General features: G+C 43.9%; 17 protein-coding genes. 10 read left to right on the top strand and 7 right to left on the bottom strand.

Going from position 1 to position 24,677, the window contains the following annotated elements; translation table 11 throughout:
- The first annotated feature begins 287 nt into the window (after nt 1-287).
- On the top strand, nt 288-731 hold the full coding sequence (locus tag FD723_RS07370; protein WP_179064737.1) for a molybdopterin-binding protein: 444 nt from the start codon (nt 288-290) through the stop codon (nt 729-731).
- A gap of 249 nt (nt 732-980) precedes the next feature.
- Here FD723_RS07370 and FD723_RS07375 read toward each other — a convergent pair whose 3' ends face one another.
- Both FD723_RS07375 and FD723_RS07380 read right to left on the bottom strand, forming a co-directional pair.
- On the bottom strand, nt 981-4,106 hold the full coding sequence (locus FD723_RS07375) for an efflux RND transporter permease subunit (protein WP_179064738.1): 3,126 nt from the start codon (nt 4,104-4,106) through the stop codon (nt 981-983).
- A 136-nt stretch (nt 4,107-4,242) separates the two neighbouring features.
- Entirely contained in the window at nt 4,243-5,700 is a 1,458-nt protein-coding gene (locus FD723_RS07380; RefSeq protein WP_179064739.1) for an efflux RND transporter periplasmic adaptor subunit, read from the bottom strand.
- Nucleotides 5,701-6,279: 579 nt separating this feature from the next.
- Here FD723_RS07380 and FD723_RS07385 point away from each other — a divergent pair.
- On the top strand, nt 6,280-7,161 hold the full coding sequence (locus FD723_RS07385; protein ID WP_179064740.1) for an Npun_R2479 family HD domain-containing metalloprotein: 882 nt from the start codon (nt 6,280-6,282) through the stop codon (nt 7,159-7,161).
- 105 nt (nt 7,162-7,266) lie between these two features.
- A complete protein-coding gene (locus tag FD723_RS07390; RefSeq protein ID WP_179064741.1) occupies nt 7,267-8,382 on the top strand; it encodes an ABC transporter permease in 1,116 nt (371 codons plus the stop codon).
- A gap of 243 nt (nt 8,383-8,625) precedes the next feature.
- Here FD723_RS07390 and FD723_RS07395 read toward each other — a convergent pair whose 3' ends face one another.
- Together FD723_RS07395 and FD723_RS07400 are read right to left on the bottom strand one after the other, a co-directional pair.
- Nucleotides 8,626-11,361, bottom strand: a complete 2,736-nt coding sequence (locus FD723_RS07395; RefSeq protein ID WP_179064742.1) for an ATP-binding protein — start codon at nt 11,359-11,361, stop codon at nt 8,626-8,628.
- Nucleotides 11,362-11,675: 314 nt separating this feature from the next.
- Complete coding sequence (locus FD723_RS07400) at nt 11,676-12,782, bottom strand: AAA family ATPase (protein WP_179064743.1); 1,107 nt, start codon at nt 12,780-12,782, stop codon at nt 11,676-11,678.
- A 198-nt stretch (nt 12,783-12,980) separates the two neighbouring features.
- On the opposite strand from FD723_RS07400, the gene FD723_RS07405 reads away from it, so the two are divergent.
- Complete coding sequence (locus tag FD723_RS07405; protein ID WP_179064744.1) at nt 12,981-13,322, top strand: hypothetical protein; 342 nt, start codon at nt 12,981-12,983, stop codon at nt 13,320-13,322.
- A 121-nt stretch (nt 13,323-13,443) separates the two neighbouring features.
- On the opposite strand, the gene FD723_RS07410 is transcribed toward FD723_RS07405, so the two are convergent.
- Both FD723_RS07410 and FD723_RS07415 read right to left on the bottom strand, forming a co-directional pair.
- Nucleotides 13,444-14,469: an ABC transporter permease gene (locus FD723_RS07410; RefSeq protein WP_179064745.1), complete on the bottom strand. Its 1,026-nt coding sequence runs from the start codon at nt 14,467-14,469 to the stop codon at nt 13,444-13,446.
- Between the two features lie 229 nt (nt 14,470-14,698).
- Entirely contained in the window at nt 14,699-16,351 is a 1,653-nt protein-coding gene (locus tag FD723_RS07415; protein ID WP_179064746.1) for an ABC transporter substrate-binding protein, read from the bottom strand.
- A gap of 513 nt (nt 16,352-16,864) precedes the next feature.
- On the opposite strand from FD723_RS07415, the gene FD723_RS07420 reads away from it, so the two are divergent.
- From FD723_RS07420 to FD723_RS07430, 3 genes are all read left to right on the top strand, one after another.
- Nucleotides 16,865-17,191 (top strand): hypothetical protein, encoded by a 327-nt coding sequence (locus FD723_RS07420; RefSeq protein ID WP_179064747.1) that lies wholly within the window; start codon nt 16,865-16,867, stop codon nt 17,189-17,191.
- A 454-nt stretch (nt 17,192-17,645) separates the two neighbouring features.
- On the top strand, nt 17,646-19,175 hold the full coding sequence (gene psbB, locus FD723_RS07425; RefSeq protein WP_179064748.1) for a photosystem II chlorophyll-binding protein CP47: 1,530 nt from the start codon (nt 17,646-17,648) through the stop codon (nt 19,173-19,175).
- 113 nt (nt 19,176-19,288) lie between these two features.
- Nucleotides 19,289-19,396: a photosystem II reaction center protein T gene (locus FD723_RS07430; RefSeq protein WP_084227385.1), complete on the top strand. Its 108-nt coding sequence runs from the start codon at nt 19,289-19,291 to the stop codon at nt 19,394-19,396.
- 251 nt (nt 19,397-19,647) lie between these two features.
- On the opposite strand, the gene gndA is transcribed toward FD723_RS07430, so the two are convergent.
- Nucleotides 19,648-21,078 carry an NADP-dependent phosphogluconate dehydrogenase gene (gene gndA / locus FD723_RS07435; RefSeq protein WP_179064749.1) on the bottom strand — a complete coding sequence of 477 codons (1,431 nt, stop codon included), beginning with the start codon at nt 21,076-21,078 and terminating at the stop codon, nt 19,648-19,650.
- Between the two features lie 337 nt (nt 21,079-21,415).
- Between gndA and FD723_RS07440 the strand changes: the two genes are divergently transcribed.
- The 3 genes from FD723_RS07440 to FD723_RS07450 all read left to right on the top strand — a co-directional run bounded on the left by FD723_RS07440 (nt 21,416) and on the right by FD723_RS07450 (nt 24,436).
- Nucleotides 21,416-22,153, top strand: coding sequence for a Ycf66 family protein (locus FD723_RS07440; RefSeq protein ID WP_179064750.1), 738 nt, complete (start codon nt 21,416-21,418; stop codon nt 22,151-22,153).
- Nucleotides 22,154-22,505: 352 nt separating this feature from the next.
- Nucleotides 22,506-22,706, top strand: a complete 201-nt coding sequence (locus tag FD723_RS07445; RefSeq protein WP_179064751.1) for a hypothetical protein — start codon at nt 22,506-22,508, stop codon at nt 22,704-22,706.
- A 491-nt stretch (nt 22,707-23,197) separates the two neighbouring features.
- Nucleotides 23,198-24,436: an acyl-CoA dehydrogenase family protein gene (locus FD723_RS07450; protein WP_179064752.1), complete on the top strand. Its 1,239-nt coding sequence runs from the start codon at nt 23,198-23,200 to the stop codon at nt 24,434-24,436.
- Nucleotides 24,437-24,677: the final 241 nt, after the last annotated feature.

The following is a 24,677-nucleotide window of genomic DNA, read 5'->3' on the forward strand; positions in this document are numbered from 1 at the left end:
GCGGAGCGTCTCCGGCTCCGCTCCTGAGTTCTGAATTCTTCTTATAAATACATTACCATCTTAGTTGGTAACAATTTAGTGATAATTGAGACAATTTCAAGTAACAAAATATTTCGTATTTAGAAAAAAATAAATATATATGTAGTTAACTATATGAGATTAGTTAATTAATTAATTTGCGATAAAAATGTCGAAAAGCCTGTCAAAAAAATGTTACTACTAAAACGATATGTCGAATTGATACTTGGTAGAATTTTACCAAGATAACCAAAACTGATAATATTATTATGCCAAGAAAAGAACAAGGATGGGTTACATTTCAAACCTCAGAGGACGAGCGCAAGATTCTAGAGGAGTTCTGTGAACAGTCTCAACGTACCAAGACTGAGATTCTGCGGGAACTCGTGCGTAGCCTTACTCAGCAATCTTCAGTACCAATATCACCATCAACTCAGCAAGAAGAACAGGAAAATATTTACACTCAAAAACCTGAGATAGAAAGTAATATTCAAAAGAAATCACTAAAAGTTAGCTCTCGCAATATTCTTAAAGGTGTCGTTAAACGAGTTGTTTATGGAGCAGTTAATAGTGAGGTAACTTTGGAGATTATTCATAGAGTAGAATTAACTTCAATTATCACCAGAGCTTCCGCAGAAGAGTTGGAACTATCTGAGGGAAAAGAAGCTTATGCAGTTATTAAGTCTAACGATATTGTCATTGCTAGAGAATAGAAATGTATTGATTTTGGGCTAATAAATTAGCCAATATTGTGGGATGGGCGGTCTCGCCCGCCATATAGCCTGGGCGCTCATGTTGCCCACCCCACAGGAGTTAATTAGATATTTTTTTATTTGTCACTCCCTAATCGCGTTTCTAATGTTTATGAAGAAGGGGAAGGGGAAAAGGTAAAAACCTCGCCCCTTGTGGGCGACCTGTTCATCCCTTTCCCCTTTAACCTTTAACCTTTTCCCTTTTCCCTTTTATGGGCGTAGTGGTTTCTTACCAAAGCCATAGCGCAATGTATCCTTAATCCAATTCTGGAAGTTATCAATATAGCTAAAGATGACTGGTACTACTACCAGTGTCAATAGAGTGGAAGTTGTGAAACCGCCCATAATCGCAATTCCCATTGGTTGGCGCACTTCAGAACCCGCACCAATTCCTAATGCTAGGGGCAGAATCCCGGCGATGGTTGCGAAAGAAGTCATTAAAATCGGCCGCAGACGTGACACGCCTGATTCTACGAGTGCCTGACGTTGGGTTTTACCTGCCTGCATATTGATGATGGTATAGTCAACCAACAGAATCGAGTTTTTAGTGACAATCCCCAAAAGCAACACGATACCAATCAAGGCATATATTCCCAATGGTTTTTGGGCAACCATTAACGCTACTAATGCGCCGCCTAAACAAAAAGGTAAGGCTGCCATAATTGATAATGGATGCAGGAAATTGTTATACAGCAGCACCAAAATTGCATAGATACACATTAATGCTAATCCTAATGCACCGCCAAAGCGACCAAAAATGTCTTGCATAATTTTGGCACTACCTGAAGGTTGCTGTATTACTCCTGACGGTAAGTTCTGCATTGCAGGTAGTTTGTTGATTGTTTGGACTGCTTCTCCTAAAGAAATCCCTTGCAAGTTGGCTTCTACGGCAACCTGACGGGCGCGATCGTAACGGTTGATGGTAGCAGGGCCGCTACCAAAGCGGATATCTGCCACTGCCACAAGGGGAACTAATCTACCATTTTGACTGGAGACTTGGAGATTGGTGATTGTGTTGATATCAGCCCTGGCTTTCGGGTCGATTTGGACACGAATGGGGATTTGCCGATCGCTTAAATTAAATTTCGCCAAGTTGGCATCATTGTCGCCAATGGTAGCTAGGGAAGCAGTACGAGCGATCGCTTGCACTGTCACCCCCAAATCTGCTGCCCGTTGCGGGTTAGGAATTACCAAAATCTCTGGTTTCACCAAACTTGCAGTTGAAGACACTTCTACCAATCCAGCGATGGATCGCATCTGCTTTTCTAAGGCATCAGCAGCTTGATTCAATGCTTGGGGATTTTCACTTCTGAGGACAATTGATAAACCTTTGCGACTGTCACCTGGCGATTGACTTTGAAAACTAATTCTTGCTCCTGGTATTTTTCCAAAGGAAGGGCGTACTTGTTCTTCAAACTGTTTTTGGGAAATATTTCGTTCCTCTCTGGGTTTGAGATTAATTGCAAGGGTTGCAGAATTGATCTGTTCCGTTGCTAGTACGCGTTCGACTACCGGATTTTGCCGGATGATATTAGTTGCTTGTGTGACTACCTTGTTAACGTCCTCTAGTGTGGAACCAGGAGGTAGTTCTATAGATACGTTAGAAATGCCAAAATCGCCATCGTCAACAAAACCCTTAGGAATCAAAGGCACTAGCATCAGACTGGCAATAAAAAAAGCTAAAGCGATCGCCATTGTTGTCAATCTATGGCGTAACGCCCACTGTAAAAGCGATTTATAAGGTTGAAACCCCTGAGGTTTTTCAGTTGTGAGTTTTCTACTTCCATTCCTGCCACCTGGAAGTGTAAATTTAAAATTAAATAATTTTATTACTCCCCTATTCCCCTGCCCTTCCGCCTCCTGTAAAAGATACGCCCCCATCATCGGCGTCACCATCCGTGCTACAAGGGTTGAGAAAATTGTGGAAACGGCAACGGTAACGCCAAATGGTTGAAAAAATTGCCCCGGAATCCCACCCATAAAGGCAACGGGCAGAAACACGGCAATAATCGTTGCGGAACTTGCGATTACCGCTAATCCTACTTCGTCGGAAGAGTCAAAAGCAGCTTCCCAAGCTGATTTACCCATAGCCATGTGTCGTTCCATATTTTCAATTTCGACGACGGCATCATCTACCAAGTTGCCCACCGCCAGCGCTAATGCCAACAAAGTCATGTTGTTGAGGGTGTAACCAAGGGCTTGCTGCACTGCAAAGGTGGGAATTATTGACAGGGGCAAGGTAATAGCTGTAATTAATGTTGCTCGCCAATCTCGTAAAAATACTAAAATAACAATGACCGCCAGCACTGAAGCTTGAATCAACTCATCAATGGTGCTTTGGTAGGATTGGCGGACAATATCGGCTCTAGTAAAAATTAAATCCAGTTTGACATCTGCGGGAAGGGTTTTTTCCAGTTCTTTGATTGCTGCTTTCACTCCCTGTTCCACCGTCACCAGAACGCTGCCAGTGCTACGTAAGACTTGAAAAGCTACTACAGGTTGATTGTTCAAGCGGGCGGCTTGGCGCACATCAGCAAATTTATCTTCTACAGTTCCCAAGCTGGATAAAGGTACAGAACCCCCTTGTGGTAGGAGGATTTCGTAGGTTTTCAAAATATCTACACTGGTGGCACTTCCTAAAGTACGAATACTTTGTTCGCTACCACCAACTTCAGCGCGTCCGCCAGGTAGGTTAATATTTAAAGCACGGATTTGGTCGTTTACCTGGGTGGCGGTAATTGCTAGAGATTGTAAGCGGTCAGGATTAAGATTAATGCGAATTTCTCGGTCAACCCCGCCCACACGCTGAATTTGGGCTACACCACGGACTCCCAATAAGGCGCGGCTAATGGTTTGGTCTACGAGGTTGCTTAATTCTTCTACAGAACGCCGATCTGATTTAACCGCGTAAGTAATCACCGGGCCACCGGAAAAATCTAAGCGTTCTACAATTGGGTCGTTGATATCTTGGGGTAAGTCTTGGCGAATTTGAGCGATCGCATTCCGAACATCGTTGGTGGCGCGATCACTATCTGTACCCAAAACAAAATTGATTGTCGTCTGAGAATTTCCATCGCTGACGGTAGAAACCATATAATCGATATTGCCCAATCCCGCGACGGCATCTTCAATTTTTTTCGTCACTTGAGATTCTAGTTCCGCTGGCCCTGCACCTGGTTGGGTGACTTTAATCGAAACTGTTGGCACATCAATATTGGGATTAATATCAATCCCCAAAGATATGAATGAGAACCAACCCACAACTGTCAAAATTAAAAATAAAACTATTGTGGGAACAGGTTTTTTGATCGACCAAGCTGAGATGTTAAAAGACATTGGGAGATTTTAGATTGGAGATTGGGGATTGGGCATGAAGAAGAGACAAGGGAGACAAGGGAGAGGGGGAGACAAGGAAGAGACTATTCAATAATTCCCCCTTGTCCCCCTTGTCCCCCTCATCTCCCATTCCCTTTTACTCTGCAACTCGAACTTTGTCGCCATCTTTGAGATATCCTGCACCATCAACGACGACGCGATCGCCTAACTGTAAACCACTCTTGATTTCTACTGTGTCGCCATTACCAGGATCTCCTAACTCTACTTTCTGGCTGTGGACTATATCTTGGCCGGATAAGATGAATACAATTACACTTGCGTCTGCTTGGGATTGCACTGCTTTTTGCGGTACTACCATCCTCATTCCTGAGTTAGTCGTAATTGCAGCACGAGCAAACATCCCTGGTTTAAGTAAAGTTGTTGGCGGTAAGTCAATTTTTACCGTCGCCTCACGCCTTTGATCGTTTATCTGTGGTTGTATGTCCCTGACTCGTCCTTGCGATCGCACGCGTTGATCGACATCAGAAGTAATTTGCACTGATGCGCCAATTTTCACCTGATTTAGTTGAGTTTCGGGCACTTTTGCCTGAAGTTCGAGCTTTTCATCTCGGATGATCGAAAATAGCTTTTGTGTACCACCAATCACAGTCCCTACCTGGGTTTGCGGTGGTATACCAGTAACATCACCAACTCTAGCTAGTTTTTCAGCAATTACTCCCGAAACCGGCGCACGCACTACCGTTTGTCCTAACTGAGTTTGTAGTTGTTGCACCTTAGCAGCACTGCTTTTGACATCAGCTTTAGCTCTGTTGATGATCGCTTGGGCGTTACCAATGTTGGCTTGGGCACTGCCGATATTAGCCTGGGCACTACGTATATTTTCTTGGGCCAGGTTGACAACTTCTATAGCAGTTTTCACCGCATAGGAACGAGTATCGAGTTCTTGCTTACTAATCGTTCCAGAGTCAGCAAGTTGTTGATAGCGCTGATAATTCTTGGCCGCTTCCTCTAACTTTGCCTTGGCTTGAGCTAAATCGGCTTGTTTTTGCTGGACTATTGCTTTATTTGATGCCAAATCCGCTTGCTTGGATGCTAAATCTGCTTGTTTAGATTCCACATCTGCTTGTTTGGATTCCACATCTGCTTTTGCTTGGCTAATTTGGCTTTGTAGTATGGAACCATCCAACACCGCCAACACTTGACCTTGTTTGACAAAAGCTCCTTCTTTGACATTTGCAGGGATGCTTTTAATTTGTAAGCCATTTGTCTGCGGTAGCACCGGAATTAAATCACTCGCTGCTACAGTCCCAGTAGTTTTGAGAGTACGGACAACACGGGCGGTTTCTACTGTGGCGATGGTGACTGTCATCGCTGGGTTAACTTTTTTATCTGCCACCACACTTTGTTGACGAGATGAAAGACGATTTAATATACCCATCCCAACCAAGGCGATCGCAATTCCTAAAGCAGCACCCAAGAATAAAGGCTTCAACCAGACCCTATTTGATTTCTGCTCTGATTTGCTCAAAAAGCTAGCATCTTCAGAGGTTAGAGGTTCTTCCACCCCGACTTCTGAAACACTTTCATCGCTCACAGTCTCACCTCCACTTTCTGTCTATGCATACCAACCTTGGTATTTCCTTAAGAAAACCTGAAATTTATTTATTTCACATCAACTATGACGCATTTTGTAATAAATGTCTTTTTTGGTAAAAAGTATACAATACGACCTTGTTACCAAGAGTAATTACTATCAGAATAATGCTAAAAACTGTTATGTAGATTATGATCCAAAAAATCATCTAATCTAATCTAGCTACTCTAAGTCACGTACTACAAGTGTTTAGATCACCGTCAACAAGGCTTAGATATGAAAAACTGATAAAACTAATCTAGACTTATCTAAATTAAAATCATAAATATTTATGTATCTTGGAACACTAACAAATCTTTTTTTCTACGCAACCCATAATTCCTCTAAAGCCTTTGCATTGTTAGGAAACCATGCAATACCATGTAATCCAGGCATAGATTAAGCTAGCGTCTACAGCTACACGTGAGTTACAAAGGAGCAAACTCCATTCCCCTAAATTCTAGGAAGGGTGGCCCAGATTAGGGAATTTTGAAATCAATCAAATCAATAAATAATTGGTATTTACCAGAGTAACCAAATATGTTCAATGCAACTGAAATTTTAATTGATGCCTTTGTCAATGAAATTCGAGAAGGCTACCGTCGCACTTATGGCTGCTTTAAAAATGATTATCAGGACATTATCGCCTGGGCTGGTAACATGGCTTTGGAAAATATTGCCAATAGCGATGCCCTGTACCACAATGTTGAACACACTGTCTTAGTCACCCTCGTAGGACAAGAAATCTTACGTGGCAAACACATCAGAGAAGGCGGTGTTTCTAGTGAAGATTGGTTGCATTGTATTATTTCCCTAGTGAGTCATGATATTGGCTACGTTAAGGGAGTTTGCCGACAAGACCGAGAAACAGCAGGCTTATATGCCACAGGTAAAAATGGCAGAATGATTTCTGTAGCTCCTGGCGCTTCTGATGCCAGTCTCACGCCGTATCATGTTGATCGAGCCAAGCTCTTTATTGATGAGCGTTTTGGAGGTCACAAGTTAATCGATGCTGAGGCAATTAAGAGCAATATTGAATTGACTAGATTTCCCGTACCTGCGGCAGAAGATCATCACGATACAAAGTGCTTTGCTGGTTTAGTCCGGGCTGCTGATTTGATTGGTCAGCTAAGTGACCCACGTTACCTGAAGAAAATTACTTCTTTATTTTACGAATTTGAAGAAACTGGTGTAAATAAAGTTTTGGGCTATCAAACCCCTGCCGATTTACGTAATAACTACGCTAAGTTTTACTGGAATGGCGTCTATCCCTATATTCAAGAAGGGCTGCATTACCTATCACTGACACAGCAGGGAAAACAAATTCTCGCTAATCTCTATTCAAACGTGTTTGTGGTAGAACATGAAAAACAGCAGGAAGAACAGCAGAGGTATTTAGAGAAGTTAGCCGTTGGGAGTTAGGAGTGAGGAGTGAGGAGTTAGGAGTCGAAAATTATTAATCATGAGTTATGAATTAAGATAAAAGCTTAATAACTCATAACTCCTAACTTATAACTCCTAACTACTATGGATTGGTGGCGAAGACTGAAGAAAAATCCTTTGGCACGATTTGGGGCAATTTTGCTGTTAATTTTCTATATAGGAGTAATTGCCGCTGATTTCGTAGCTCCTTATGATCCCTATGCTTCACAGCCTAATGGTTCACTACTGCCACCAACTAAGATACACTGGGTTTCTCAATCAGGACAGTTTGTCGGGCCTTATGTTTATCCGACAACTCAGGGAGATACGAATTTAGATACAGGCGATCGCAAACTCATTATAGACTCGACAAAGCCCTCACCCCTGCGTCTATTTGTCTCCGGGCCAGAATACCGATTGTTGCAGATGAGTTTGCCATTACCCCCAAAGTGGGATGAAGTCACAATCTTTGGTGGTATCCCCTTAAATTGGCATTTATTTGGCACAACAACTGGCGCAAAATTAAACATCTTCGGCACTGATGACCAAGGCCGCGACCAATTTAGTCGCCTGCTGCATGGCGGTCGCATCAGTATGTTTATCGGGATTTTTGGTATTATCATTACCTATCCCCTCGGTTTACTCATCGGGGGAATTTCTGGCTATTTCGGCGGTGTGACTGATAGCGTCATTATGCGCTTGGCAGAAGTGCTAATGACTTTCCCCAGTATTTATCTTTTGGTAACATTGGGCGCAGTCTTACCCGCAGGTTTAAGTAGTACCCAGCGCTTTTTGCTGATTGTGGTGATTACTTCGGTGATTAGCTGGGCTGGTTTAGCACGGGTCATTCGGGGACAGGTGCTATCACTTAAAGAGCGAGAATTTGTTCAAGCAGCGCGGGCAATGGGCGCGAACCCACTTTATATCATCCTCCGCCACGTTTTACCACAAACGGCTAGTTATGTCGTTATCTCTGCGACTCTTGCAATTCCCAGCTTTATTGGTTCAGAAGCGATATTGAGTCTCATCGGCTTGGGAATTCAACAACCAGACCCCTCTTGGGGCAATATGCTTTCTCTGGCTAGCAATGCTTCAATTTTGGTACTGCAACCTTGGTTAATCTGGCCGCCGGCTGTGCTGATTATCCTCACAGTGTTGGCATTCAACTTACTCGGTGATGGGCTGAGAGATGCACTCGACCCACGTAGTTTAAGAAGATAAGCCCTCAATAATAGCAAATGCGTACTCCGAAATAGCAAATGCGTACTCCGAAATAGCAAATGCGTACTCCGAAATAGCAAATGCGTACTCCGAAATAGCAAATGCGTACTCCGAAATAACAAATGCGTACTCCGAAATAGCAAATGCGTACTCCGAAATAACAAATGCGTACTCCGAAATAGCAAATGCGTACTCCGAAATAACAAATGCGTACTCCGAAATAGCAAATGCGATCGCTCTAATCTACTGTTGCAAAACCCAACGGCGGAACAGTTCTACCATAATCCGCCAGTTTCCCTGAGTTTCCTCAACTACATCATGACGCTTCAGAGTATTCAGCGCTTCCTGTAAATCGGCATCGTTCATACCTGTAGATTGAGCTAAGGCATCCAGACTTAGCCCTTCTGGGTGAGGTGCAAGCACTTGTACAATTGCTTGTTGACCCTCAGCACCCCGCGCCGCCTGACCCCAAACCCCATCAAAGTAGTAGCGTCCCCGCTTGAAAAACTCAGGGTCATTGATAACTGCTTCCACATCTTCTACAGTGAAAACTGGGTCACGCGATCGCCCTTGCTCAAAAACAAAGTCATTGTAGCCGCGCACTAGCTGAAAACCCAGCAGTTGCACTAAATATGGTTGACCATGCGTCAGAGCATAAATTTCATCTAAAGCTTCCGGGATGTAGTCGAGGAGGAAATCTTCATTACCTGGGTTAGCGAGAATTTGGCGAGTAGCTGCACGTTCTTGAAAGCCTACATGAATAGGAATAACGCTGGCAAAAAAGGGTTGAAAATAATCTGCTGTCATTTCCTCTAAGGTGTGTAAACCAGCAAAGGCAAAAGCGATTTTAGAACTCATTTGCACTAAACCGCGCAAAAAACCCATAAAGTCGATAGGGATTTTTTTCGCTTCAATTAAATCTTCAATTTTCTCAAACTCATCTAAGGCAATGATTAACCCACCATCTAGGTTTGCTTCAACCTGTTTTAAATAGCGTTCAAAAGTCCGGTAGGGGAGACTTAGTAAATCAGCGTCAGCTGGTGGTGGAAGTTTTACAGTTTGAGAAATTTCATCACAAATTGCCATTAGTACTTCACCCACACCTTGGGGGCTATCTCCCAAACGTAGCAAGTTGACGTATGCTAGCTGTATTTGTGAGCCTAGACAGTTAGCAGCGTTAAGCAGAATAGAGGTTTTACCCATTCGCCTGTGACCGTACAGAACTACAGACTGGAGTTGATTACCCATTACCCAGAGTTCTTCTAACTGTCTGATGATATCTTCTCGCCCAACAAAGAGATGACCTTGAACGGGGTCGCCTACCACATAGGGGTTAGCGACAGGCTTGGTGATGGAAATTTCTCCCACTTCACCAGTGATTTGTAAAAGACTTTCTTTCCAAGTTTGAGCGATATCTATGATTAAGCCTTGCTCTGCCTGCGGCAAGGTGTCGGCTTGATTTAGGATGCTTGTGAGTTCGCCTAATGCTCGATTGAGAGCTAAAGACCTGGCTGAACGTGAGACGCTGCGATTAACAAACTGGACATCTTCAACAACTCGACGCAGATTAGCAAGGATTTTCCAAGTAATTGGACGTAAAAGCGGTTCCTGGGGAAAAGGAGGAACTTGGATAGCTGCAATAGACGCTGATGTTTGAGCTTTTTGAAACGCTGTTAGAGTTTGGGCAAGGGTAAACATTTCCTCGCCGTAAAGTAGAGAACGCACTACCAAAAAAGCCTCTATTGCTTTCGCTGGCTCATATTCATACAGATGCCAAAAACCAGCCGCAGCAGCACGGGCAGGAGTATCTAAACGAGTGTCTGTGTTAAAAGGAGCCTGTAAACTTTCTCGCCAAGAACGAGGGAAGAAAAAGAACCACGAGAAGGAGAAGAACTCTTTGATAAACGTTGACTTTAGGGTTTCATCTAGAGAAGCTGAAGCAAAACGTACTATATTCCAATCAAAAGGATTTGCCGCCAGTCGAGAAACATTCCAAATAAGTTGCTCTGAGGAGATTTTGGCAAGTACTCTATTGACTGCTTGGAGAACGGGAACGAATTGTAAAGTATATGCCAGCAGTTCATTAGTATTATGTAGACCTGTTTCCCAATCATTTTGCAACCAATTTTGCAAGCGCCAAACAAGATTAGGAAGCGGAAGCGGAGTGATGCGGGGGAGTAGCCAACTACTGTTTTGGATGATTCGCAAGTTTAAAGGTGAGCCAATAAGCCAGGTTTCTGGACGCAGTACCGCCACGCCGAACGCCACGCCTACCGTTAAGCCTCCCGCGCCGAACGCCACGCCTACCGCCAAGCCTCCCGCGCCGAACGCCACGCCCAGCGCCACGCCTACCGCCACGCCTACCGCGCCTACCGCCACGCCTACCGCCACGCCTAACCCCACGCCTACCGCCACGCCTTCCGCCACACCTAGCGCCACGCCTAACCCCACGCCTAGCACCACGCCGAACGCCACGCCTAACGCCACGCCTAGCGCCACGCCTAACACCACGCCTACCGCCACGCCTAACCCCACGCCTACCGCCACGCCTAGCGCCACGCCAAACACCACGCCTAGCGCCACGCCTAACGCCACGCCTACCGCCACGCCTACCGCCACGCCGAACGCCACGCCTACCGCCACGCCGAACGCCACGCCGAACGCCACGCCGAACCAATAAACTGAAACATTTACAGTCTGAAAAAATAGACCTACAGCTAGAGGTGTAATTACTGTTAAAACTAATCCTTGGAAAAGTAACTGACGTTGAATAGCATTTTGACGCAATAACTCCCATCCCTTCCGCCAATTCATTTCCCCTTCAGGAATATACCCACCCCCGAACCTGTCCACATACCACCGCAAAGCTTGCGGAAAGAAAAACACCCAATACAAAAGGCGCAGATAATCTAAGGGGTTCCACAAAGAGAGGCGACGCTTCAACTTGGGCGCTAAGTCTAGGCGAGGTACTGGGGTCATTATTCAACCTCCATTATTACTAATGAATGAAGAACCTAACCCCCCAGCCCCTTCCAGGGAAGGTGGAATAGGAGTAATCTTGCTCTCCTCCACTTGTAGGCTACCGTGTACGCACAAATCGTAGTTACTTTGAGATCCGGGTTTTACCCCCCTTAATCCCCCCCCTTCGACAAGCTCAGGGCATCGCTTGGAAAGGGGGGAAACAAGAAAATCTAGTTCCCTCCCCTTGGAGAGGGGAGGGTTAGGGTGGGGTAATTCGATAACTTGTGTGTACACCGTAGCCCCTTTTAGGGGAGAGGTAAAAGCGGTGTCATTCATTGCAAACTCTCCACATACCGCGAATAAGTTTGATAACACAATTGCATGAGTTTTCGAGGATGTCCGCCACTTTCTTGGATGAGTTGGATGATTTCTTCTTTAGCAAAACTCACAGAAGTTCTAGCTAGACGTTTGGTAATAAAAGCACGCATAGTAGATTCATCCCAAGGATGAATGTGTTCCTCTTGGCAAATACCTGCCAATGGAGAAGTATTACCTTGCTCCTGACTATCCTTAAAAAGGTTGTTCAGAGGTTCGGTGGCAGCTAAAATCAGCTTCAACGGAGCATTACTTCCTTCGGCTAAACCGCGCAAATAATCCCTTATGTTGCGAGTAAAACCTTCGCCTGTAAGTTTTCCTACATTGTCTATAGCCAGTAGTATTTTACAACTTCGCAAATTGCGGGTTAATTGATAGTCTTTACTTTCAGCTATACCAATCTCGTAGCACAATTCACTATAAAATTGACTTTCATTATGAAGTAAATTCAAGTCTAAGAAAACTGGCTGACGTTCAGTTTTGAGAAAATTTTTAGCCTGTTGGTTAATCATCCATAGCAGCGAAGATTTGCCAATTCCCTCTTCCCCAATTAAAACAATACTACTACCGCTATTCAATACCTCAAATACTCGCCGGATTTCGCGCTCTCGGTCAAAAAATAGATACTTTTCTTCTACTCTGCCACTAAAAGGAATAAAGGGATTTTGATTTAGCTCAGATATAGGATTATTAGGTAAGTCTGGAGAACTAGTATAATCTGATTCTGGCGCAGTGCTATAAGATAGTTTTTTAGTATGGTAATTGTAATTTCTCTCAAAAAAGTTTTCAAGTTCTTCCCTAAAGTTTCTTTTATCAAGGTCGTCTATATTTAAAACTTTCTTAATTTTATCAATTAATTTTTTACCTATTTCTTTTAAATACTGCTCTGTATATGGTTTGGCAGTAGGATTAGGCTTCCCTATTTTAGAAGGCATTTGACTATAATTCATCCCTTGCCAACTTAGTAGAAAAACTTTTTCTTCTAACTTGCTTAGTAATACTACTTTTCCTTTCCTCTCCTCAAATATTTGCTTAATAGATTCTAATGCTTCTTCAGCTTCCATTTAACCTGATTGAGTTGGTAGAGTAAAGTTAATACTTGGATAGAAGTTTATTATCTTACAGCAAAACCTACATAATCCTACGTCTATGTAGATATTCTTTATATTTATGACCTAATCCTACATTTCCCTACATCCTACGTATAACTATGGACTACAGGCGAATATAGAGACATCGAAACAAAAAAAGAGTGCAAAACGATGTCTACTTACTATCCTGTAAATGAAAATTTAGCCACACAGCAACAGCCAATAGTTCAATCTCTAGATGTTCTCAGTCAGTCAAACAATACAGAACAACTTCTCGATATCGCTGAAAATATTACTGCTGCTTTAAGCAAATCAGATACAGTCGAATTAGTTCAAGCTGGAGGTCAGACAGCAGAAAATATTTTTAAGGTCTTAGTGCAATATGGTGGTAAACCAGTTGCAATTATCCTGGCTACTGCTGTTCTGATTGCAGCTACGGCTATACCGATCTTAGCCGTCAAAGTATCTCTGGGTCAGATAACTCAAATCGATAATATTTCACAGACAAAATGATAGTTTTGTGTTGGGTTGAGTTTTGCTTAACCCAACCGATATTTCACTGTTTCATCTAATACAAAAGGGCGGGCAAGATGCCTACCCTACAAGAAGGTTAGAAAGAATTAAGAACTTTTTGTTAGTAGCGAATTCGTGGATCTACATAAGCATTTAAAATATCAATTAAAATGCTGGCACTGACAACGATCGCACCAAAAAAGACTAGCACTCCCTGGACTGTGGGATAATCGCGATCGGCGATCGCTTGATACAATCGATTAGCTAACCCAGGCCAAGAAAATGTTACCTCTGTCAAAATTGCCCCACCCAACAGAGATGCAAAAGTTAATCCCAAAACTGTAATTACTGGGATTAGGGCATTCTTTAAGGCGTGAGAGGCTAAAATCTTATTTTCACCAATACCTCTAGCTCTAGCGGCTTCTACATAATCTGCTTGCAAGGTTTGCTTTAAATTAACTCGCACAATTCGCTCAAAAATTCCACTGAGCAAAATTCCTAGTGTGAGACTCGGTAAAGCCAGATGGTGTAAAGATGTAAAAAACTGGGTGAAGTTTCCACCGATTAAGCTATCAATTGTATACAATCCAGTGACAGTAGCAGGAGCCGGAAGATTGGGTGGAAAGCGGTTGGAATTAGGAAACCAACCCAGTTGGACTGAAAAAATCAACTGCAAAAGCATTCCCGCCCAAAACATGGGAAGTGCGTAAGTGATGATCCCAAATAAGCGCCCACCGACATCAAAATATGTTCCAGGACGGGAAGCCGAAAGAGTCCCAACTGCAATTCCGACGATGAGTGCAACCGCCATACTACATATTGCTAACTCCACTGTCGCCGGGAAATATTGCCCAATGATGTCCCAAACATTTTGTCCGCGACTCATTAAAGAGGTTCCCAAGTCAAAGCGCAGTATGCTTCCCAAATAATTTAGATACTGTAGCCACAGGGGAAGGTTTAAACCAAGTTGTTTTCGCAATTCTTCTTTAGCCGCTCCTGGCGCACGTCCACCAAGAATTGCATCTGCTGGATCTCCTGGTGTTGCTCTTAGTAAGAGAAATACAATGGTGATGATCGTTAATAGTTGAAGTGGCGCAAGAAGCAAACGGGAAACAATGTAATATTGTAAAGCTTTAGAACGAGACATAAGCAATTCAAAGTTTAAAATTAAAAATGCAGTTTTTGTAACTATCTTAGCTATTAACTAGATATATGTTGAACATGAAATGTTTTATTGAATAGTCAAAAGCCAATGGTCAACAGTTATTACTAATAGACTTCTCCAGAAATTAAATATCCGTCACCCGGAACCCTTGTAGAGACGTAGCAGTGCTACGTCTCTACATTCTTTTTTGGAGATGACCAATGACTAATGACTACTTTTTAAGTGTCTGGTAAACCAGAATTTGGGTAGGATTAAGTTGTACACTACTAACTCCTTTTTGGGCAAACACATAGTCTTTGTTTTGCCATAAGGGAACGTAAGGTACATCAGTAGTTACTTGTGTTTGAATTTCTGCAAAAATTTTCTGACGCGCTTCGGGGTTTAGTTCTTTGCGTTGTTGATCAATCAGTTTATTGATGGCTTCGCTATAGTAGAACGAACCCTGAGTTTGACTGCCTCCATCTTCGCATCCTTTAGCCACAGAACCTTTGTCACAAGCTAAAAATGGCTGAACGTAATTATCTGGATCTAAAAAGTCTGGATACCAATCTAGTAAAGCTGCTGGATACAAACCCTTAGCAATGTCTTTAAAGAAGGCTGGCCCTTCGGCGGGAGTGACTTCAAATTGGAGTATTCCATCCATTTTGACATCCACAAGGGATTTGAGTGTCTGTGCTGCCAAACTACGAGTCGGTGAACTAGAAGGATACCAAACTTGCACTTTGGCGGGATTTTCCTTGGAGAAACCAGCGATAGTTAGTAATTTTTTAGCTTGATCAAAGTTAGCATCGCCATATTTATCTTTGAATAATGGCACAGAAACTTTAAATGTGGTGGGAATCATGCTATATAGCGGATCTGCTTGACCAAGTAACACTCGCTCGTTTAAAAGTGGACGGTCAATGATGGATGCGATCGCTTGTCTTACCTCTAATTTATCTAAAGGCTTTTGATTCCGGTTCAATACCAGATAACTTACTACACTACCTTCAGCTGCGATCGCTTGCCAATCTCCTTTTTTACCACCTTCTTCTAAACTGCGATTTTGATCTGGTTGCAGCGACAAATAAGCTACATCCACCGCGCCTGTACGAAAAGCATTAAATAAATTAACCGGACTAGTTTGAATTTGGAGGTTAACACCCTTGTTAGCTGGTTTTTCTCCCCAATATTTATCAAACACATCAAATCGGATGGAATCAGTACCATACTGCGCTAATTTGTAAGGGCCGGTTCCCACAAAAATATTCGGCTTGAATTTACCAGCACCGAGTTCGTAAGCTTTTGGTGAAACTGCACACACCCCAGGAAATGCCAACAGTGAGGGAAACGCTGCAAAGGGCTTTTTCAGCTTAATTGTCAACTCATAGTCGCTTGTCGGTTTGATCGAATCTACTATATCAGCTAGTAAGAATGAGGGTTTTCCTTTATTTTGAATAAAGCGGTTGATGGTAAAGGCCATTGCTTGAGCGTTAAAGGGAGTCCCATCGTGAAAAACGACTCCCTGACGTAAGGGGATGGTATAAGTTAAACCGTCTTGACTGACTTTCGGTAATGCTGTAGCTAGCTGTGGCTTAATTTCGGTGCTTCCTGGTTCGTAGTTGTAGAGGCGATCGCTCATATTAAACACCAAGCCTAAAGATGCTAACTCATAAGCATCAGCCGGATCAAGGGTTCTGGGCTTGGCTGTTGTACCGATAGTAATCCGACCATCACCTGTAGGGGTATTTACAGAACCAGATGGCGGCGTAGTTTGCTGCGAACGAGGAGCGCAACTAACAACTAAAAATAAACATAGACAAAACAAAGATAGGAATTGTGTAATCCGACCCCACCGTTTCACGGACAAGGAAAACCAGGACATAGCAATAATATATTTGATATCAGCGGTCAGTAATCTTACTACATTTGTGACTATTGTGCTAAATCTTCATAAATATAGAAGATAGTGGTTCTTTTTGGATGCAGCACGCGCTTTAGTGAGCAATATCTACGCCTAAGGTTAAGTTTATTGCTACTGTGACGATACATACCAAGGGCTACACTTACACACTATATTTATTCGTTACAAAAATACATTCATAAAATACATTAGATTGGTTTCTTGCGTAATGAAAAATTTTTATTTAATTAAGATTTTCAAGATTGGCTGAATTTGTCGTAGATTCATAATTACGAGGAACTTAAGCTTTGACCTGAGCCTAAGTACTGTATGTAAAGACTTTGCCTGTTGCTGTTTGGGCACAGATACCGATAAAGCGTTTTATCGTTAAGCGCGGCTGTATTGTGAAAAATAAGAGTGTTTGAACATCAGCGACTAAAGCGATCGCGATATCGTTAACAGCAGATTGAAAGTCGAAATAGTGAGACTAAGACCGTGAAGTATTTCTTTCTATCTGAGGGATGGGCAGTTGCTAGAGTTTGGGCATCTGATGGACTCTGGCAAATAACTGCATGGCGACGCCAACCAGATATTCAGCGAATGAATATTTGTTTAGTCGAAGAAAATGAATTGCTCTGGCTTTATCGAGTTGAAGAAGCCGTTTTAACCGTAGAAGTGAAGCCAACAACACCAGTAATTGGCAGTCAGACCATCGGTCAAGTAGTACTCAAGCGCCTGATGAGCGCCGAACAGGTAATCGAACGCCTGGGTACAGCTGAGGCGAAGTGTCAACTGCAAAATATCCAGTTGGTAGTTCAGTAAATATGGGGCATGGGGCATGAGGCATGGAGCATTGGTTATTAATTATTCTTTCCCTGCTCCCTGCTCCCCTGCCTCCCCTTCTCCCCACTCCCCACATCAAGAAAAGATAAGCAAATTTCATCCCCAACGGGTATTGGTAGCGAAAAAACTTTGAGATGCTACGCGATCGCATCAATTTACACGCTTGCAAACAATTCCATCAATAGTTACACTTTTTAAAACATTCTCATTTTTGCTTGGCGATGGCTACCCTACATAGGTAAACCTCCCGAAGCGAGTAAGCATTGCCAAAGCACCCACGGTGTATGACTTTTTAAGACTAAACTGTGGTAATACTCTGGCTCTGGCAATAACAAAAAACAAGAGAGAGTTTTATGAGTGGCGTTTTTCGTCTCTCATAACCTCAGTAAGAAAATTGCTTTGTAAACTAACTCATCGAGGAGGAGCGTAGTCGATGGGACTACCCTGGTACCGAGTACATACAGTCGTTCTGAATGATCCAGGGCGACTGATTTCTGTACACCTAATGCACACAGCCTTAGTAGCAGGCTGGGCTGGTTCGATGGCACTCTACGAACTAGCTGTTTTTGATCCTAGCGATCCGATTCTCAACCCGATGTGGCGTCAAGGGATGTTCGTTTTGCCCTTCATGTCACGTTTGGGCGTTACTCAATCTTGGGGTGGTTGGAATGTTACTGGTGGCCCATCAACTGATCCTGGCTTCTGGTCATTTGAAGGCGTTGCTGCCGCTCACATTGTTCTTTCCGGTCTGCTATTCCTAGCTGCCGTATGGCACTGGGTTTACTGGGATTTGGAACTCTTTAGAGATCCCCGCACTGGTGAACCCGCCTTAGACTTGCCAAAGATGTTTGGCATTCACCTGTTCTTATCTGGTCTACTTTGTTTTGGATTTGGTGCTTTTCACGTCACCGGACTATTTGGGCCGGGGATATGGGTTTCTGACGCCTATGGTATAACTGGCGCTGCCCAGGCAGTAGCACCAGAATGGGGGCCAGATGGCTTTAACCCCTATAACCCTGGTGGCATTGCGGCTCACCATATTGCCGCTGGTGTTGTTGGTATTATTGCAGGCTTATTCCACCTCACAGTTAGACCCCCCGAACGGCTCTACAAAGCCCTGCGGATGGGGAACATTGAAACAGTACTTTCTAGCAGTATTGCAGCAGTCTTTTTCGCTGCTTTCGTTGTTGCTGGTACTATGTGGTACGGTAACGCCGCCACACCCATCGAATTGTTTGGCCCTACCCGCTATCAATGGGATCAAGGCTACTTCCGTCAAGAAATTCAGCGCCGCGTCCAAACAGGCGTTGCTCAAGGTGCAACCCTTGACCAAGCTTGGTCGCAGATTCCCGAAAAACTGGCTTTCTACGATTACGTCGGTAATAGCCCCGCGAAAGGCGGTCTATTCCGTACAGGGCCGATGGTGAAGGGTGATGGTATTGCCCAATCTTGGCAAGGTCACGCCGTATTCAAAGATTCTGAAGGACGGGAATTGACCGTGCGTCGTCTCCCCAACTTCTTTGAAACCTTCCCAGTAATTTTGACCGATGCAGATGGAATTGTCCGCGCTGACATTCCCTTCCGTCGGGCAGAATCTAAGTATAGCTTCGAGCAATCTGGTGTCACCGTTAGTTTCTACGGCGGCAATCTGAATGGTAAGACCTTTACAGAACCAGCTGATGTGAAGAAGTATGCCCGTAAGGCTCAAGGTGGTGAAATCTTTGAATTTGACCGAGAAACCTTGAACTCTGATGGTGTATTCCGCACCAGTCCTAGAGGTTGGTTTACCTTTGGACACGCCGTATTTGCTCTGCTGTTCTTCTTTGGTCATCTCTGGCATGGTTCTCGGACAATCTACCGAGACGTATTTGCCGGTGTTGATGCGGATCTAGAAGAGCAAGTTGAGTGGGGTCTATTCCAGAAAGTGGGTGACAAGTCAACCCGCCGAAAAGAAGCCCTTTAATTTCAGTGCTGAGTAAAGAAGTGCTGAGTTATGAGTTAAGGCTCTGACTCAGCACTCCGGTGACTCAGCATTAAAAACTTGAACTAATGGCTGGATAAAGAGGAAATCGTAATATGGAAAGCGTTGCGTACATCTTGATTTTTACTCTGTGTATAGGTACTCTCTTTTTTGCGATCGCATTTCGCGAACCCCCTCGCTTTGAGAAACCAAAAGATAAGTAGATCCTATTCCCAGATCAAGCAGATATAACGTTAATATCCGTTGCTACCATACTTAGTAGCAACGGATATTATTTTTTATCTCAATACAGTTCAGATAGAGCAACAAAACACTTGTAGAGACGGCGATTTATCGCCTCTAGAAAACCTCAATACAAAAAAAAAGTGACTCTGAATTTCAGAGTCACCTGTAATATTTATTCTGAAACAGTCTAAATTTTTCCCATCAATTGAGAATTTAGACCTGTGAAAGCTTACTTCTCGGCTTCAGCAATGGGAACCCATTCAGTATGGAAAGTCCCAGGCTTATCGAGACGTAGGTAAGTATGTGCGCCGAAGTAGTCACGTTGTGCTTGAGTTAAGTTTTGAGGCAAGCGATCGCGGCGATAGCTGTCAAAATAATCCAAGGAGGCGCTAAATGCGGGTACTGGAATTCCCACTGTTGCAGCGGTTGCAATCACTTCCCGCCAAGCTGTCTGTCTGTCAAGAATTGTCTGCTTAAATTCGGGAGCTAACAACAGGTTAGGTAATGCTGGATTTTCGCTAAAAGCCTTCTTAATTTTATTCAAAAAGCGAGCGCGAATAATACAACCACCTTTCCAAATCCGCGCCATTTCGCCCAGATTCAAATTCCAGTTATATGTTTTGGAAGCTGTGGATAGCAGCGCCATCCCTTGAGCATAAGAACAGATTTTTGAGCAATAGAGAGCATCGCGTACTTTATTGATAAAGTCCTTGGTTTGCCCGTCATACTTGACAGTGGGGCCTGTGAGGACTTTCGATGCTGCTACCCGCTCCTCTTTAATCGAAGAGATAATCCGGGCATTAACTGCTGCTGTAATTGTGGGAATAGAGACTCCTAATTCCAACGCAGTTTGTACAGTCCAGCGTCCAGTTCCCTTTTGACCTGCTGCGTCAACAATCAAATCCACCAGGGGTAGATTTGTGTCTGGATCAATATATGGGAAGATATTCTTCGTAATCTCAATCAAAAATGAATCGAGTTCATCGGTGGTGTTCCATTCAGCAAACACATCATGTAGCTGACTAGGATTTAACCCAGCGACATTTTTCAGCAAGTCGTAGGCTTCAGCAATTAGCTGCATATCACCGTACTCAATGCCGTTGTGTACCATTTTTACATAGTGGCCAGAACCACCAGGGCCAATGTAGGTTACACAAGGGCCATCATCGACTTGGGCAGCAATTTTGTTGAAAATTGGTGATAGAAACTCGTAAGAGCTTGTTGTACCTCCAGGCATCAGAGATGGGCCATTCAACGCCCCTTCTTCACCGCCACTGACACCCATACCAAGATACCGAAGCCCAGTAGGTTCTAATTCCTGAGTGCGGCGTTCCGTATCTTCAAACCAAGAGTTGCCACCGTCGATAATGATATCGCCTTCTTCTAACAAGGGTTTGAGTTGAGCAATCACCGCATCCACTGGCTTACCAGCTTGCACCATTACTAGAATTTTGCGGGGACGTTCCAATAAAGCAACGAATTCTTCTAGAGTAAAGGCGGCTTTGACGTTCCGTCCTGTAGCACGCTGCGCCATAAACGCATCCGTTTTTTCGCGGGAGCGGTTGTAAACTGCAATTGGGAAGCCATTGCGCTCCACGTTGAGAGCGATGTTCTCACCCATAACGGCTAATCCAATCACACCAAAGCTTTGTAGTGTCATAAAAAATTTCTGGCTAACTCTTGCAGATCCTTTACCTATAAGGGTAGTCCGATATTTTCCGTTCTCCCCTAAAGAAGACCTTAAGACTTGATATAAATGACAAAAATCCACAACTAACATGGATAATTAATTTTAAATTGTATCTAAATCAACAATTGACTGGCAAAATTTGCAAAATTGTTAGTTGAGGGACTGGGGATTGGGGACTGGGGACTGGGCATTAGGAAGGAATTTAATTCACTAAATTAGTTTTTCTTCCTAATACCTAATACCCAGTACCCGATCCCCAGTACCCGATCCCCAGTCCCCAATCTCTAGTCAAAGGAGTAACCAAATAATGCTGGCATTTGTCCTAGCTTTGGTGGTCGGTCTTGGTAGTTTAGCCATTTACATAGCAGCTTTCTTTTTTCCAGAAATCCACCGTAAGAATGACTTTATTTGGAGTGGCGTAGGATTGTTCTACGCTTTAGTCTTATGGGTGTTTGCACCACGCATTACTGGAGGCTTGTTGCTGGGTCATGTGGCTAGTGTGGCTCTTTTGGTCTGGTTTGGCTGGCAAACTCTATCATTACGTCGGCAATTGACCCCACAGGCACAACAAACCCAAGTACCCAGTGCTGAGACGGTAAAAACTGGCATTCAAGAACAGGTGAATAAGTTGTCCCTTCAGGAACGGCTGGGCCAGTTGCAAAAAGGTCTGGGTAGCACCTTCAGTGGCGCGAAAGACAAGGTGCAGCAGACTGTGAGTAAAAAGACACCCACAACCCCCAAACCTGAAGATATTACTTCTGTACTGTCAGAGAAACCTGCTATTGAGATTATTGACAAAACTATTGTCATACCAGAACCAGCAGCAGAAGAGACAGTTACTACCGACACCGAAGCAAAAACTGAGATTGTACCGGAAGCGATTCCCCCACATCCCCCATCTCCTGAATTGGTGGAAGCAGCGCAACCAGATTTTGAAATTGAGGATAAGCAACCGATTCCCGTAGAAGACGTTGTGCTAGATGCGTTACTCGCTCCCCCAGCGGAAACGCCACCTGAGCAAATACCGCCTAATCAAGGTAGTTAAATTCCGTGAAACCCACCGTTAACCTAATATAATGTTAGGTTTCACTTAACTTGTTTGAATGTTCTGCCACAAATCGGCTGCAACAAACCTAGATAAATGACCAACATTAGTTGCAATACTTGTCGGGTTTTGGGGAAAAGGGGAAGGTGGGGCCCCAAGAAGGGGATAAGGGGCGGGGGAAAAGGGAAAGAAAAAACCTTTAACCCTTCCCCTTTAACCTTTTCCCCAACCCAAATTCTGAGTTCAAAATGCAAAACCCGAGTAGTATTGACATTAGTTGTTGCGATGCCCACGGCGGCAAGCTACGCAACATCTGCACCGATAATGAGGTTTTATCGGATCTTTAAATTTTGTGAAGCTACTAAATAATTCCATGAATGAACCCTGTCTAGGGTGCGCTTATGCTGCCAGAAATCAAGAACGTAGACGCAAAGCGGCTTGCCGCAGGCTACCGCTAAGTGTGCCAAGTACGCCTTCTCTACGAGAGGCTTGTCTGCGACACCTCCGCGAACGCCAACGCGAAGTGTCTCCGACAGGAGAAGAGAAGAAATAAGAAATATAAGAGATTTGGCGCAGCTTGACAAAGAAACAGTATAAGTGACTCAACATCAAAATCTGAGATTCTTCAAGAAAAGCTTGACTTGCCTTATCTAGCCTTGTAGGATATTTTCTATCATCTCATTAACTCCCGTAAACCGATAGGCTTACAGTATTTTGTAACCTATCTTAGCTTTGGGAGTTTCTTCAATGGCTGTTTAATCAACGAAAACAGTATGTAAGTAAAGCATACTTTTTTGTTTTTGAACAGAATAGAGGCCTATTTAATTATAGGATTTTGTAGTCTCTTGAGAGTCTTTACACTTAGTCTCAAGCAGCGATCGCAGATATTTTGAATAACTATTTTGTAACCTTGATCTTTTTAAAACTGAATCAATTATTTGTTGCTTTCAAGTTAAAGATTTTATCAACGCTAGCTGCAAGATTAGCATCGTGCTTGCGTTCTGGTATCGATTTTCAACGCTATATATTTCAGAGAGAAAAACAATGATCAAGATTGAAGAAAAAGTTCTAGACTCCACATTCCAGTTTTCGGCTCCTGTCACCGCGAACTCTCCAGAACTCCAAACCCTTTTCGATTTTATTGCTTTGGGAGCTGCCGAACGCGATCGCGATCGCATCCTTCCTTATGATGTGGTCGAACTGATCCGGCGTTCGGGATTGGGTGCATTGCGAATCCCTGTTGCTGAGGGTGGCGGCGGTAGCAGCGCGCGCGAACTGTTCGAGGTCGCCATTCGGCTGGGAGATGCTGACCCAAACGTTGCTCACATTGTACGGAATCATTTCTCTGTGACAGAGCGGATTTTGCGCTCAGAACGCACTCCCCGGAATCGTCGATGGCTGAAAGCTGTTGTCGATGGTGCAATCATCGGCCTCGCTTCCACTGAACTGGAGGTTAAGCGAGCTGGTGGCGGCCAAGTTGCGAATACAAAATTGACACCTGACGACAATGGTTATCGTCTGAACGGGACGAAGTATTACAGCACTGGAAGCCTTTATGCAGATTTGATATTTGTGCGTCTATTAACACCCAATGACACCGTAGCGACAGCGCTTTTGCCAACCAAACGCGAGGGGATTGACCTTGTGGACGACTGGGATGGCTTTGGGCAAAGGCTGACTGGTACAGGAACGACTACATTCACAAATGTCCGCGTAGAAGCAGATGAAGTTATTCTTGAGACAGATACAGACAAGGACAACTTGCCATATAATATAGTTCCCCAATTATTTCTGACTGCAATTAACGCTGGCATTATTCGCAGCGTTCTCCGCGATGCAACGGCACTGATTCACAAACGACCCAGAACCTTTTACCATGCTACAACCGAGCAAGCCGCAGATGACCCAATTTTACAGCAGACCGTTGGTCAGATTGCCAGTAACGCTTTTGCCGCCGAAGCGATCGTTCTAGCCGCCGCCGAGGTTCTCGATCGCCTTCCTGCTGCTCAAGCTCAGGGTGAAGAATCTGAGACAGCTGTAGCGCTGGCAGCTTCTTTGAGTGCAGCCAAGGCAAAATTAATTGTTGATGAATTAGCGCTAAAATCAGCCACTTTGTTATTCGAGGTTGGCGGCGCTTCTACAACCAAGAAAAGCTCCAACTTTGATCGTCATTGGCGCAATGCACGCACCCTGGCATCTCATAATCCAGGTCACTTCAAAGCTCGTGCGATCGGGAACTACGAGATCAACGGTACACCACTGCCGACGCGAGGATTTTTCTAAAGCTAAGTTTTTAATGCAATACGGTGTTTTTAATGCAATACGGTTCGGTTAAAGCAAGAGACGCGATAAATCGCCGTCTCTACAATAATCAGGCTTGTCATCAAAAACCTTATCCGAACCATATTGAGGGTTTTGTTGCTCATTCTGAAGTGTATTGCTTTACTGGGTACTGGGCAAGAAAATATGAGTAAGATTTTCTTGGGGTTTGAATCCCCAGTCCCCAATCCCCAATCCCCAATCC

This window comes from Nostoc sp. C052, assembly GCF_013393905.1.
GTDB lineage: Bacteria > Cyanobacteriota > Cyanobacteriia > Cyanobacteriales > Nostocaceae > Nostoc.

Coding starts and splice junctions, on each gene's coding strand:
- FD723_RS07390 (WP_179064741.1), top strand. CDS start 7,267: ATGGATTGGTGGCGAAGACTGAAGAAAAATCCTTTGGCACGATTTGGG.
- FD723_RS07430 (WP_084227385.1), top strand. CDS start 19,289: ATGGAAAGCGTTGCGTACATCTTGATTTTTACTCTGTGTATAGGTACT.
- FD723_RS07400 (WP_179064743.1), bottom strand. CDS start 12,782: ATGGAAGCTGAAGAAGCATTAGAATCTATTAAGCAAATATTTGAGGAG.
- FD723_RS07450 (WP_179064752.1), top strand. CDS start 23,198: ATGATCAAGATTGAAGAAAAAGTTCTAGACTCCACATTCCAGTTTTCG.
- FD723_RS07385 (WP_179064740.1), top strand. CDS start 6,280: ATGTTCAATGCAACTGAAATTTTAATTGATGCCTTTGTCAATGAAATT.
- FD723_RS07440 (WP_179064750.1), top strand. CDS start 21,416: ATGCTGGCATTTGTCCTAGCTTTGGTGGTCGGTCTTGGTAGTTTAGCC.
- FD723_RS07405 (WP_179064744.1), top strand. CDS start 12,981: ATGTCTACTTACTATCCTGTAAATGAAAATTTAGCCACACAGCAACAG.
- psbB (WP_179064748.1), top strand. CDS start 17,646: ATGGGACTACCCTGGTACCGAGTACATACAGTCGTTCTGAATGATCCA.
- FD723_RS07375 (WP_179064738.1), bottom strand. CDS start 4,106: ATGTCTTTTAACATCTCAGCTTGGTCGATCAAAAAACCTGTTCCCACA.
- FD723_RS07415 (WP_179064746.1), bottom strand. CDS start 16,351: ATGTCCTGGTTTTCCTTGTCCGTGAAACGGTGGGGTCGGATTACACAA.
- gndA (WP_179064749.1), bottom strand. CDS start 21,078: ATGACACTACAAAGCTTTGGTGTGATTGGATTAGCCGTTATGGGTGAG.
- FD723_RS07410 (WP_179064745.1), bottom strand. CDS start 14,469: ATGTCTCGTTCTAAAGCTTTACAATATTACATTGTTTCCCGTTTGCTT.
- FD723_RS07395 (WP_179064742.1), bottom strand. CDS start 11,361: ATGACCCCAGTACCTCGCCTAGACTTAGCGCCCAAGTTGAAGCGTCGC.
- FD723_RS07370 (WP_179064737.1), top strand. CDS start 288: ATGCCAAGAAAAGAACAAGGATGGGTTACATTTCAAACCTCAGAGGAC.